General features: G+C 58.3%; 10 protein-coding genes. 9 read left to right on the top strand and 1 reads right to left on the bottom strand.

Annotation, left to right across the window (positions count from 1 at the left end):
- Positions 1–267: 267 nt before the first annotated feature.
- On the bottom strand, positions 268–1,503 hold the full coding sequence (locus tag O146_RS12240) for a hypothetical protein (RefSeq protein WP_051619366.1): 1,236 nt from the start codon (positions 1,501–1,503) through the stop codon (positions 268–270).
- A gap of 300 nt (positions 1,504–1,803) precedes the next feature.
- On the opposite strand from O146_RS12240, the gene O146_RS0108765 reads away from it, so the two are divergent.
- The 9 genes from O146_RS0108765 to O146_RS0108725 all read left to right on the top strand — a co-directional run bounded on the left by O146_RS0108765 (position 1,804) and on the right by O146_RS0108725 (position 13,594).
- Positions 1,804–3,201, top strand: a complete 1,398-nt coding sequence (locus O146_RS0108765; protein WP_027018227.1) for a sodium/glutamate symporter — start codon at positions 1,804–1,806, stop codon at positions 3,199–3,201.
- 227 nt (positions 3,202–3,428) lie between these two features.
- Positions 3,429–5,987, top strand: coding sequence for an ATP-dependent chaperone ClpB (clpB, locus tag O146_RS0108760; RefSeq protein WP_027018226.1), 2,559 nt, complete (start codon positions 3,429–3,431; stop codon positions 5,985–5,987).
- Positions 5,988–6,044: 57 nt separating this feature from the next.
- Positions 6,045–6,875, top strand: a complete 831-nt coding sequence (locus O146_RS0108755) for a sulfurtransferase (protein WP_021351988.1) — start codon at positions 6,045–6,047, stop codon at positions 6,873–6,875.
- 9 nt (positions 6,876–6,884) lie between these two features.
- On the top strand, positions 6,885–8,636 hold the full coding sequence (locus O146_RS13040) for a type III secretion system chaperone family protein (RefSeq protein WP_244266832.1): 1,752 nt from the start codon (positions 6,885–6,887) through the stop codon (positions 8,634–8,636).
- A gap of 17 nt (positions 8,637–8,653) precedes the next feature.
- Positions 8,654–9,211, top strand: coding sequence for an orotate phosphoribosyltransferase (pyrE, locus tag O146_RS0108745; protein ID WP_021351990.1), 558 nt, complete (start codon positions 8,654–8,656; stop codon positions 9,209–9,211).
- Positions 9,211–9,912, top strand: coding sequence for a TrmH family RNA methyltransferase (locus O146_RS0108740; protein WP_021351991.1), 702 nt, complete (start codon positions 9,211–9,213; stop codon positions 9,910–9,912). The genes pyrE and O146_RS0108740 overlap by 1 nt, the downstream gene beginning before the upstream one ends.
- Positions 9,913–10,023: 111 nt before the next feature.
- Complete coding sequence (locus O146_RS0108735) at positions 10,024–11,229, top strand: glycoside hydrolase family 76 protein (protein WP_027018224.1); 1,206 nt, start codon at positions 10,024–10,026, stop codon at positions 11,227–11,229.
- 58 nt (positions 11,230–11,287) lie between these two features.
- A complete protein-coding gene (gene fbaA / locus O146_RS0108730) occupies positions 11,288–12,322 on the top strand; it encodes a class II fructose-bisphosphate aldolase (protein WP_027018223.1) in 1,035 nt (344 codons plus the stop codon).
- Positions 12,323–12,364: 42 nt separating this feature from the next.
- Complete coding sequence (locus tag O146_RS0108725) at positions 12,365–13,594, top strand: FUSC family protein (protein ID WP_021351994.1); 1,230 nt, start codon at positions 12,365–12,367, stop codon at positions 13,592–13,594.
- Positions 13,595–13,609: the final 15 nt, after the last annotated feature.

Here is a 13,609-nt window from a genome sequence, read left to right as displayed (position 1 = left end):
AGTAATGAAGTGGTCGCATCCGAAACCGCGTGTGCCACCCAAATGGGTTTCTGTGGTGCTGGTTCCATCGTCTTTGTTATTTTATTTTATTTATACGAGTCTGACTGGTTATCGGCATCGTGCGGAGAATGTAGAGCCTGTGCCCTGGGAGGAAATTGATTGGTCTGAATTTCCTTTTTATTTCACGGCTTCGGTTGTTGTCTATTATTTCATTTATCTGCCTATACAGATATGGCGTCTGCGTCGATGGCAGCGCAAACACGGTGACTAACCTTTGCTTTGTGCACCCGGAACCGATGAGGTATCCACACCCGTGCGGCCCCAGCTTTGGGTCTGCACGGTAGCTGGATCCAACCCAGCAGCAGCGAAAGCTGCCAACATGCCGTCAACCTCTGCTTCTGGCCCTAAGACCAGCACATCGTGGTTGGACCAGTCACGGTAATGAGCGATCGTAGCCTCCGGGTCCTTGTCCACCGACAAGCTGGCAGATGCGTGTGATGCCTCGGGGCCGGTGCCGTCGGCAAGGGCTTGCCGCAACTCACGTTGACGCTCGCGCTGCGGTTTCAACCAATGCGGGTCAGCATCATGACGGGTAAAAGCATGCACATCCAACCACGGCGTGAGATTATCCAGGCTGTTAAGCGTGGCCATCTCATAATGCTGGCCGGGAAAATCATTAATCACCAGCGCTTGCACCGGGGCATGCTGCTCGCCGTGGGCATCAAAAGCAGCGAATAATAAACAGCGCAGGGTAGCCACCGCGGTCCCAAAAGCAATGACGAGGCTTTCACGATGCGGATCCAGCTCCAGCTGGCCAGCCGGGTTGCCCAGTGTCCACTGATCTCCGGGGCGCGTCATCATAAACCTCCGCGAATACCCCGACGCGCCAGGAAGCAGCGAGACATCGCGAACGTGAAATTCCAGTGTGCCGCAGCCATCAGCAGGGCGGGCAGCCGCCAAAGTGCGCCATACACCCGGCATCAGCGTGGTAGCTACAGAAAAATACTGCCCGGGCTCATAATCAACCGGCAGACCACATTCCAGGCGCACGATGCGGGTATGGGCATCAACGCGCTCGACATCGACCACCTGCCCCATGTGCGCAGGCGGAATCCCCGCCACATCCGCCTCGTGCGCAGCAGCGGACATGCACTCGACGATGTCGTCGACAAGCGCACCGGCCTGCTGCAGCACGTCGTCGGCAAGATCGATTTCTGCTAAAGCCTGGCGGGTGGCGGTGGCGAAAATAGGGTAGGTATCCGGTGGGAAGCCGTGCCGACGGTGCGAGCGGCCCAGGTCAGCGAAATACTCATCGAGGTCCGGGGCATCGAAGGCTGCGGCGAAAGACTCGGCGAGCCCGCGGTGGGCCTGCGAAGCATCCATGGGGAAGGACTGGCGGGCGTCGGGAAGTGCCGCGAAAAAATGGCGGTGCACCGCATCCCGGAACGTCGCAGGGTGGGCGCGCAGGTGCGTGGCGAGGCTGGCGAGATCCCGGATAGTCATGTCCTCCACAATATCGCGCGGACCAGGCTGGGCAGGCTGTGCGGTGCTGGTCTGGGTGGGTTGGCTGGACTGTGGTGGTTGTGCAGTGATCGTCGTGCAGTGATGGTTGGTCAGCGCTGAGCGAGTAGTGGATAGCGGTGGGTAGCACAATTACGGCATGGGTACTATGATCATCTCGTCCTCGTGCTGTGTTTTGATCGCCGTATCAGGCTCGGCTTCGTATAGATCACATGTTGTCTTGCCGGACAGGCAAGTGTCGCAGGATCTCGTTCACCCTCACTCTGTAAAGGCAGGTGTTTCATGGAAGGCTTTTCCGCTTACGATCTCATGCTCGACGTTGGCTTTATCTCGTTGCTGATGATTATCGGTAACGTATTGCGCCACCGCATCAAATTCTTCTTCCAGGACCTGCTGTTGCCCGCACCAGTCACCGCTGGTCTGCTGGGCTTGTTGCTGGGGCCCAACGTTTTAAATATCGTCGGGTTTTCCGAAAACCTGGGCAGCTACACCTCAATCTTGATTGCCGTGGTGTTCGCGTCCATGGCTTATTCCATGGAACTAGGTGGCTCCGTGCGCAAGGGTGCGCGCAATATGTGGGCCTATTCCACGTTCATGTTCACCGCACAATGGGGCCTGTTCGTTGTGCTGGGCGTGTACCTGTTCGCGCCGGTGTTTGATACTCCGGACTGGTTTGGCATGATGCTGCCGGTCGGTTTCACCGGCGGTTTTGGTACCGCAGCTGCCGTCGGTGGCGCGCTGGAAGGCGTGGGTGCGGCCGAGGCATCCTCGCTGGGCTTTACCTCTGCAACCGTGGGCACCCTGGCCGCGATCATCGGCGGTGTGATCGCTGGTAACTGGGGTATCCGTCGGAATAAAGTCTCCCAGCTTCCTGGTGAGCTGCCAGAAGAACTGCGCCGCGGCTACATCAAAAACCTCAGCGAACGCCCATCGATTGGTCGTGCCTCCACCAACCCATCGGCCATCGAGCCGCTCGCGCTGCACCTGGGCTTTATCATGTTGACAGTGCTGACCGCCTACGGCATCAACGCCGGAATCAAGAGCCTGTGGGAAAACGTTTCCATTCCGTTATTCGCCATGTCTCTGGTGGTGGGTCTGCTCTTCCGCGCGATCATGAACGCGATTGGCGCTGGTGAGTACCTGGATAAAGACACCGTTTCTTCTGTATCTGGTGCCTCGACCGACTACCTGATCGCCTTCGGTATCGCTGCGATTGTCCCGGCTGCCGTGGCCTCTTATTGGCAGGCACTGTTGCTGCTGTTCGTGCTGGGTACCATCTTCTGTACTTTCTTCTTGCTGTGGTTCCCTGCGGAATTCTTTGGCGCTGCCTGGCTGGAGCGCGGCATCTTCGGTTGGGGCTGGGCAACGGCGACGGTGGCAACCGGTATCGCCATCCTGAAGATTGTCGACCCGAAGCTGAAATCGGGCACGTTGTCGGAATACGGCGTGGCTTATGTAGGTTTTGGCCCATTCGAGATTGGTATGACGGTGCTGGCTCCGCTCGCCGTGATTTACGGAATGACTGCCGGGCTGGGTTGGTTGGCGTTGGCGATTGCTATCGCGGTGTACCTGACCGCCAAATTCGGTGGCTGGATGCCGGTGCGCGGTGCGATCATGGCTAAGGGCGTGGTCGACGTCAACGGCAATGGGCCGGATCCTGCGATGTCTGGGAAGGTCTAGGCGAGGGGTAGCCGTATATGGTTGCCCCGGTCGGACGACTGCCCCGCGCGGGCGTTGCCGCGAAACTTTAGTGATCATCACTCAAGTTTCTGGTAAAAAATTCCACGAAATCCTAACTTGAGTGGAATAGACTCAACTCATGGTGTGTTGTATCCAGTGAAGCCCCTGAAACGGTGTCACAATAACGGTGACGAAAGCAGGGAAGAACAGGGAGGATATGACACACCATGAGTTCTTTTAACCCCACGACAAAAACCCAAGAAGCCCTACAATCCGCGCTGCAAACCGCCTCGGCGGCAGGCAACCCGGACATTCGCCCGGCACACCTGCTGCAGGCGATCCTCAGCCAAGAAGAAGGCATCGCCACCCCGGTATTGAAGGCCACCGGAGTAGACCCAGACACGGTGCGCAAAGAAGCCACCGAATTAGTAGAGGGCTACCCCAAGGCCGAAGGCGCCGGCGTGGCCAAGCCGAACTTCAACCGCGATGGGCTGAACGTTCTCACCAAAGCCCAAGAGCTGGCCGGTGAGCTTGGCGACGAATACGTCTCCACCGAAGTGCTGTTGGCAGCCATCGCGGCCTCGAAAACTGATGCCGCGCAGCTGCTAACTTCCCGCGGCGCTACCTACGACGCCATTAAAGGCGCATTCCCAGCCGTGCGCGGAGCCGCGAAAGTGACCACGGAAAACCCGGAGGATTCCTTCCAAGCACTGGAGAAATACTCCACGGATCTGACGGCGCAGGCCCGCGAAGGCAAGATTGACCCCGTCATCGGGCGTGATTCGGAAATCCGTCGCGTCGTGCAGGTGCTATCCCGCCGCACGAAGAACAACCCGGTGCTCATCGGTGAGCCGGGCGTCGGCAAGACTTCCATCGTGGAAGGCCTGGCCCGCCGCATTGTCGGTGGTGACGTGCCAGAATCGCTCAAGGGTAAGCGCCTGGTCTCGCTGGATCTCGGTTCGATGGTTGCGGGAGCGAAATACCGCGGCGAGTTCGAGGAGCGGCTAAAAGCCGTGTTGGAAGAAATCAAATCTTCCGACGGCGAGATCATCACGTTCATTGACGAGCTGCACACCCTGGTTGGTGCTGGCGGTACCGGCGAAGGCTCGATGGATGCTGGCAATATGATCAAACCGATGCTGGCCCGTGGCGAACTGCGGCTGGTGGGTGCGACCACACTGGATGAATACCGCAAATACATCGAAAAAGATGCCGCGCTGGAGCGTCGTTTCCAGCAGACCTACGTCGGCGAGCCTTCGGTGGAAGACACCATCGGTATCTTGCGTGGCCTGAAGGAGCGCTACGAAGTTCACCACGGCGTGCGCATCCAGGATTCTGCGCTGGTGCAGGCCGCCGAGCTGTCCAACCGGTACATCACCAACCGCTTCCTGCCGGATAAGGCCATCGATCTTGTCGACGAAGCCGGCTCCCGGTTGCGCATGGAGATCGATTCCTCGCCGCAGGAAATTGATGAACTCGAGCGCGTCGTTCGCCGAATGGAGATCGAAGAGCTGGCGCTGAAGAAAGAATCAGATGCTGCCTCCAAGGAGCGGCTGGCACGCCTGCAACAAGAGCTGGCGGACCAGCGCGAATCGCTCGGTGAGCTGAAAGCCCGCTGGGCGAACGAGAAAAAGGCCATCGATGATGTCCAGGCACTGAAGGAAGAACTCGACGACCTGCGTCGGCAAGCAGAAATCGCTGAGCGTGAAGGTGACTACGAGAAAGTCTCCACGCTGCGCTACGGCCGCATCAATGAGCTGGAACGCGAAATCGCTGTGGCCGAGGAGAAAGCCGCGGAGCAGGCGCGCAGCAACACCATGCTCAGTGAGGAAGTCACCCCGGACACTATCGCTGAGGTAGTCTCCGCCTGGACCGGCATCCCGGCTGGCAAGATGCTGCAGGGTGAGACGGAAAAGCTGCTGGATATGGAGAATATCCTGGCTCGCCGCGTCGTCGGCCAGAAAGACGCGGTGGTGGCGGTCTCGGATGCGGTGCGTCGTTCCCGCGCGGGCATCGCCGACCCGAACCGGCCGACCGGCTCCTTCCTATTCCTGGGGCCAACGGGCGTCGGCAAGACCGAGCTAGCGAAAGCGCTGGCGGAGTTCATGTTCGATGACGAATCCGCGATGGTGCGCATCGATATGTCTGAATACGGCGAGAAGCACTCGGTTTCGCGGTTGGTCGGTGCCCCTCCGGGATACGTCGGCCACGATGCGGGTGGCCAGCTGACCGAGGCCGTGCGACGTCGCCCCTACACGCTGGTGCTTTTCGACGAGGTGGAAAAGGCCCACTCGGATGTTTTCGACGTGCTGTTGCAGGTACTCGACGAAGGTCGGCTGACCGACGGACAGGGTAGGACCGTGGACTTCCGCAACACGGTGATCATCCTGACCTCGAACTTGGGTGCCGGTGGCAACCGCGAGCAGATCATGGATGCGGTGAAGGCCGCCTTCAAGCCGGAGTTCATTAACCGCCTGGATGATGTGGTGACCTTCGAGCCGCTATCCAGCGAATTGCTGGAAGGCATTGTGGATATTCAGCTGGATACGCTGCGCGAACGCCTGGCTGGCAAACGCCTGAGCCTGAGCGTGGATGCGGCGGCGAAGGCCTGGTTGGCTGAGCGCGGTTACGATCCCGCCTACGGTGCGCGTCCGCTGCGCCGGTTGATCCAACAGGCCATCGGAGACAAGCTGGCGCGGCTGGTGCTGGCCGGTGAAGTTGTGGAAGGCGATGCCGTGCAGGTTTCGCTTGCCGACGGCGGCGAGGAGCTGGAGATCTCCAGTTAGCAGGCATTGTGTCTGCTAGCACACGCCGGGACGCTTTTACCCTTAAACTGGGTAACTATGAGCGTCCTGGTCAGTGCCGAAGAATTACACGAAAAAATCCACCGCGGAGACAAACTCACCCTGCTTGCCACTACTTGGGTACCCGGGCAGGGGAATAGCTTCCGCCAGTTTCGCGCCGGGCATATCCCCACAGCCCAGCACGTTAATCCAGCAATTGCGCTGGCTGGGCTTCCTGGGTCGAAAGCTGGGCGTAACCCGTTACCAGATCCGGCGCGGCTGCAAGCCAACGTCAACCGCTGGGGCTTGCGGGAAGACCGCCCAGTCGTAGTTTATGACGATGGTCAGGGATTTTTTGCCGGTCGTGCCTGGTGGGTGCTGCGCTGGGCAGGAATTAAAAACGTCTCCATCTTGGATGGCGGCTTGGCGCAGTGGCACCGCGCAGGCTTCGATACGATGTGCGGCCCGGGCAATATCGCTATGGGTTCCGCGCTGACTATTCGGCCCGGGTCTATGCCCGCAGCCACTATCGACGAGGTACGTAATTTTGACGGCACACTGGTTGATACTCGCTCCTTCTGGCGTTATTCGGGGCGCCAAGAAAATTTGGACTTGAAAGCCGGACATATTCCCGGTGCGGTGAACGCTTCTATGCGGGATTTGTTGACTCCGAATCGCTTGGCCAAGTCACAAGAAGAAATCCGCGAAGTCTTCGCCCAAGCTGGTGTGACTAGGGGAGAAGGCACGGTGTTTTATTCCGGTTCAGGCAACCATTCTGGCCTGGCCCTGGCCTTGGCGGAGCATGCCGGTATTACTGGAGCCTCGCATTATGTGGGCGGTTGGTCGCAGTGGTCGGCGAATGCTGCCAATCCTGTGGAGACTTCGCGTTAAACTGACTGCATGCCGTATGTTCTACTGACTCTGGCCGTCATCGCCGGTGCCGCCGCCATATTTTTGTGGTACCTGGATTCGAAGCAGCGCCGCGCCCAGCAGACTGAGCAGCCGCCAGCTGCTGTGGAATCGCCTGGTCAGCCAGAGCAAACTGGTGCGAGCGCGGAGCTTGCCGACGCTCCGAGTACCGACATCGCTAGTGCCAACGTCCCGGGCGCCAGCATCCCTAGTGTCGACATCCCAGACGCCGAAGAATCTGTTGCCACCGATACTGAATGGTCAGCGCAAGCCACTTATGGTGATGCGCTACGCCGGGGTCGGGTGCTGGATGATGAAGAACTGGCCACCGCGGAACAATTGCCACAGCAGGATTTGGCAGAGCAGGATTTGCCACAGCATGATGAGGAATCCGCTACAGAATCCGCCGCTGACCCGATAGCGGAGGCGAACGCTGGGGTAGATAATGCCGAGCCACTTGTTGAGCCACGCTCTGAGCTGGATGCTGAGCCACATATTGAGTCTGACATAGACAGTGATGCTGAAGCCGAATCAGCGCTGGAATCTGAGCGGCAGCCAGAGCCAACAGAGGACTCAGAGACCCCAAAAACAGCAGAGACATCAGAAACAACAGAGACCCCAGAAACAATAGAGACAGCACCGAAACCGGAGCCAGGTTTAGCATCCAATGAGCTGCTTTCTGCTGAAGAAAACCGCAGTGATGCCAGTGATGCTAGTGATGCCAACGATCTAAGCGATGCAGCTGCTGTTCATGCAGATGGTGTCAACGGTGCAGATCATTTCGAAGAACGTGACGATGCAGCTGAGCATCCGACCCCTGTCGCCCCCGTCGCCAAGCCTGCAGGACCACGCCGCGATTCCATCATCCCAGGGGCGTTGCGCAGGGAGCGTCGTCAGTGGGCGGAAAAGAATGGGTTCAGTTTTAGCAAGCACGACGAATATCTCGTCGACGAATGGACCCGCGGCGCTGCAGCTGGTGGGGCAGCACCGAAAGATATCGTGCAGGGTTCGGCTTATGGGCATGAGATGGTGCTGATGGATCTCGGTGGCGTCAATGTTATGGCTATGCGCACCGGAGCCGCCACGGAAATCGTGGTGGATTTTCGCCGTGTGGACCGTGATCAGCGCAATGACCGTACAACCGGGGAAGCGGTTTTCGATGATTTGCTGGAAGTCGGACACATCGCGGATTTCACGGTCTATGCCACTGATGCCGCCGTTGCTAGCCGCATGATTGATGCGCGCGTGGTCACTGCCTGCGATAGCCTGCCGGAAATCGTCACCGCGGTGTGGATGGAATCGGATTGGGTGCTGGCGCAAACCGATAAAGGCTCGCATGCTTCAGATTGGGACGAAATGCTGGCGCCGCTCGGCCTGCTTGCCGACGTCGCCCGCGTGCTACCACCGCGTTCCATGGCGAACCAAATTTTAAAATTCGAAGGGGCGGACCCCACCCGGATGATGGGGCCGAAACAGCCCCCGGCCTTTGAGAACAACCAGTTGCTGCACGTCGTTCCCGACCCGCAGGATCATCCGCCAATCCAACGACCAAGCGAGCCCGTCGAATTACCGACCCGCAGCAAAGCCGAGGCCCGTGGGTACCTGGAACCCTACGCCCTTGGGGTAGATGAAGTGGATGCGATTGCCGATGGCGTCGATAAGTCACAAGAGGGCGGACATCGGAAGCGTCCGCACGTTAAACGCGACTTGTCTGCCGGGCCATCTATTTTTGGCGACGAGTGAGGACTACAGTGGTAGCTATGACTGAGCAGCAAAGCACCCCATCCAGTACTGATCTTTCTCGCCTCGCTGAACTTGTCCGCGAACTTGCCGTGGTTCACGGTCGTGTCACTTTATCGTCCGGTAAAGAAGCGGATTACTACGTGGATTTGCGTCGCGCGACGCTGCACCATGAGGCCTCCCGCCTGATTGGATCGTTGCTGCGGGAAAAAACCGCGGACTGGGACTACGTTGCCGCCGGTGGTCTGACTTTGGGTGCGGACCCGGTGGCCACCTCGATCATGCATGCCGACGGCCGCCCGATCGATTCTTTCGTGGTGCGCAAAGAAGCTAAAAAGCACGGCATGCAGCGCCGCATCGAAGGCGTGAATGTGGAAGGGCAAAAAGTGCTAGTTGTGGAAGATACCACCACTACTGGTAACTCCCCGCTGACTGCCGTCGCTGCGTTGCGTGCGGCCGGAGCGGAAGTTGTTGGTGTGGCCACCGTGGTGGACCGCGCTACCGGTGCTGCTGATGCCATCCGTGCCGAGGGGCTGGAATATCGCAGCCTGTTGGGCTTGGATGACCTGGGGCTGTAATGGGCGAAAGCGCAGCCGAAAATGATCCAGTGACTAAGCCGGAACGCGCCACCGCACCGGAGGACAAAGGCCCAACGGAATGGGCTGAAGGTCGGCATGGTGTGGGCCCGTGGGAAGGCCCGTTGCCGGATGATCCACGCTTGGATCCGGAGTTGCTTGCTGAAGGCGACCGCCGCAACGTCGTCGATGCTTATCGCTATTGGAAGCGTGAGGCGATCATCGAGGACATTGATACCCGTCGGCATGAGCTGCATATCGCGATCGAGAACTTTGAAAACGATGCGAATATCGGCACGGTGGTGCGCACTGCGAATGCTTTTGCTGTAGATACTGTACATATTGTCGGTAGGCGCCGGTGGAATCGTCGTGGCGCCATGGTTACGGACCGCTACCAACACCTACAGCACCACAGCGATGTTGATGGGCTAGTGGCCTGGGCGGCGGAGAACGATCTGACCGTCGTGGCTATTGACAACACTCCCGGGTGCGTGCCATTGGAAACCGCCGAATTACCGCGGCGTTGCTTGCTGGTATTCGGCCAGGAAGGCCCTGGGGTGAGCGCGGAGACGAGTCAGGCGTCGGTGATGACGTGTTCGATTGCGCAGTTTGGTTCGACGCGCTCAATTAACGCAGGGGTGGCCGCAGGCATCGCAATGCATGCGTGGGTGCGGCAGCATGCGGATCTGCGCCAAGCTTGGTAAGGGTGCTGGCTGCATCAATAATTTGTCACTTATCCCTCACCAGAGAACCGTGATGTATGCTACAAATGATTGATTTCTCCGGTTTATAGCTCTGTGAGTGATGGAATAATAGTGCAAGAAAAATGGTCCCACCGGGCGGATCTCGCAGAGACCGCCATCAACGATCGACATGCTGGCCCACTATGGTCGCTGCCACGCACCAATCTCGCCCGGGTGAGCTGGCCGGCGCTTTTTAAAGAGCGCCTGTTTATTCATTGGCACTATTGGTGGCAGGCGCACTACCTGGATTGCCAGGTTGATGCTGCGCTGCGGCAACCCACGAAAACCCGCAGCGCACGCATTGCTAATACCATGCGTGGCATCAAACTCCGGCAGCTGCGCGGGTTGGAACGCAACAAATACTACGATGACAAAGCTTGGTTGGCACTAGCTTTCGGGCGCATAGAGAACGCGGAAAAGCTGGGTACCCCGCCACAGTTGCACGCATTGCGTTCCAATCTGCGTGCCGGGTTGGATGAATCCCTGGGGGTCGCGCCCTGGCGCGATAACCGATCGACGTTTTATAACGTGCCCACTAATGGTCCGGTGGCAATCATGCTGGCGCGCACCGGTTACTGGCAGGAAGCCATTCATATCGTCGACTGGGTTTTCGATAACCTGCACAATGATGATGGGCTGATCATGGACGGGATGCGTATGCGCATGAACGGACCGGAGATCGTGCGTGATATTCACCCGTACTGCCAGGGGGTGATGCTTGGTGCCAGCCTGGAAATTGCGTTGCAGTTGCGTAAAGAACACGGCATCCACAGCCTGGAAGATATTCAGTCGGTGCATGAGGCTGAGCGTGCCGACGAAGCCATGCCATATATCAGCCGGATCCGTGGCTTGGTGCACGCGATTGCGCAGCACATGGCCACCCCAGCGGGAGTGATCGACTGGGATACCGGCGACGGCGATGGCGGCTTGTTCAAGGGGATTTTGCTGCGTTACCTTGCCGACGTCGCGGTGCGTTTGCCTGATGATTCGCCAGCGAACCGCGCGACGCGCAAGCTTGCTACTCGGTTGGTGCGGGCGTCGGCGGAGTCGGTGTGGACCCACCGTTTGGAAGTTGACGGACTGCCGGTTTTTGCTACGGACTGGACCAGCGATGCGCTACTGCCACATAATTTTGGCCTGGGCCCGATGTCGATCCGGGAGAAAGTGGGCGCTGTGCGTATTGCAGAGCGCGATTTGTCGGTGCAGCTTTCCGGGTGGATGGCGCTGGAGGCGATGGCCCGGGTTGCGCTGGCCGAAGGGGATCCGGCTGCAGGTTAGTGTTCGCTCAGGCATAATTGGGCTTCGAGACTGCAGATCCAACGTTGGAGGATGTTTTATGCCTATCGCCACCCCTGAGGTTTATAACGAGATGCTTGACCGCGCGAAGAAGGAGCAATTCGCTTTTCCTGCGATCAACTGCACCTCTTCCGAAACCATTAACGCCGCACTACAGGGGTTTGCAGAAGCCGAGTCTGACGGCATTATCCAGTTCTCCCTGGGTGGTGCGGAATTCGGCTCTGGCCAAGCAGTGAAAAACAAAGTTGCCGGTGCAAAAGCCCTGGCCGCATTCGCGCACGAGGCTGCTTCGTACTACGGCGTGAATATTGCGTTGCACACGGATCACTGCCAGAAAGAACGTCTCGATGACTTCGTGCGCCCACTGTTAAAGATCTCCCGTGATCGCGTAGAAGCCGGCGAGCAGCCACTGTTCCAGTCCCATATGTGGGACGGGTCGGCTATCCCTATCGACGAGAACCTGGAAATCGCCCAGGAGCTGCTGGCACAGTCGCGCGCAGCAAATATCATCCTCGAGGTGGAAATCGGTGTGGTCGGCGGTGAAGAAGACGGCGTGGAAGCCAAAGCAGGTGCTAACCTGTACACCACCCCAGAAGATTTTGAAAAAACCGTCGATGCGCTAGGCACTGGCGAAAATGGTCGCTACCTGCTGGCTGCCACTTTCGGTAACGTCCATGGCGTCTATAAGCCGGGCAACGTCAAGCTGCGCCCAGAGGTATTGGCCGAAGGCCAGAAGGTTGCTTCCCAGAAGCTGGGGCTTGCCGACGGTTCCCAGCCCTTCGATTACGTCTTCCACGGCGGTTCCGGTTCCGAGGCCGCCAAGATCGAAGAATCCTTGCGCTATGGTGTGATCAAGATGAACATCGACACCGATACGCAGTATGCGTTCACCAATCCGGTTGCACGCCACATGTTTAGCAACTACGACGGCGTGTTCAAGATTGATGGAGAAGTCGGTAACAAGAAGGTCTACGACCCACGCTCTTACCTGAAGAAGGCAGAGCGCTCCATGGCTGATCGCGTCATTGAATCCTGCCAGGTGCTGCGCTCCGCAGGCCAGACCACCGCCCGCTAAGCTGCTCTCGGCTAAGCTTTTTAGCAGGTATTTTCGGCGCCTATGGCAAATAACAGGGTCTCCACCCGCGAACGACTGCGGCATTTAGACCATTCGCTGACCTCGCGCATTCTGCGCGTGCGCAAACGCTTGATCTTCATTGTGCAGGCCGCGTTTGGTGCGGGGTTGGCGTTTTGGGTTGCGCAGACGTTTTTCGGCCACGAGATCCCATTTTTCGCCCCTATCTCTGTGGTGGTGGTACTTGGCATCTCCGGTGGCAACCGTCTGAATAAAGCCCTGGAAATGTCGGTCGCTGGTGTGGTTGGTGTCGGAGTTGGCCAGCTTTTGGTGCACACCCTGGGCACCGGCGATTGGCAGATTGCCGCTGGGGTAGCGATCTCACTGGTGGTCGCGGCATTTTTATCGAAATCACTGCTGGTGAGTAACCAGGTCGCTATTGGTGCGATCTTGATCGCCACGATCATGCCGCAAGGTGGCGGCACCGAACGCATGATTGACGCTGCCATTGGTTCGGTGATCGGAATCATCTCCATCGCGTTGATTCCTAATTCTGCGTTGCGTGATGCCCGGCATGAGATCGCGAAAGTTCTCTCCGTTGCATCGTCGGTGCTGCATGACGTTGCAGAAGGTGCGGAAAAGGGAGATTCAGAGCGTATCGAAGATGCACTCCAACAGGTGCGCGGTACGCAATCGAATATTGATCACATGCTGGAAGCCACGGCTTCCGGCCGGGAAATTGCGGGGCTTTCCCCATTTCGCTGGGGCTCGCGCAAACACTTGCGTTCCATCGAACGCATCCTCACTCCCGTCGACAATGCCACCCGGAATGTGCGTGTGCTGGCCCGCCGCTGCATGGTTTTGAGCGTCGATGGCGACAAGATTACCCCGCGGTTAATCAATATCATTGATGAGTTGGCAGAGATCGCGTTGGAGCTGTCACGAATTTATGAAACGAGTGCGCGGGTTAGCCAAGCCCATGAAATTCCGGGGATTGTCAACCGCCTGCGCATCATCGGCGCGCGCACGGACCTTTCCGTGATTAGCGATGATCCGGTGCTTTCGGAATATGCGATCCTGTCACAGGTGCGGTTTTTAACTGTGGATCTTTTGATGGTCACCGGAATGTCGCAGGAGTCGGCGGCAGCAGTGCTGGCACCAACCTCATCCACACCGGCCTACCCGCCGGAAGTCTGGGAGATCGAAGACATCCAGGATAACGCGCACAATGCGGCGAATCGTTACGACGATTCCGAAAACTCCCAGAAAGAGTAGAAGAGAGTAGCAGAG

The sequence above is a fragment of the Corynebacterium pseudodiphtheriticum DSM 44287 genome (assembly GCF_000688415.1).
GTDB classification, from domain to species: Bacteria; Actinomycetota; Actinomycetes; order Mycobacteriales; family Mycobacteriaceae; genus Corynebacterium; species Corynebacterium pseudodiphtheriticum.
This window is presented reverse-complemented; position numbering and strand designations above follow the sequence as displayed.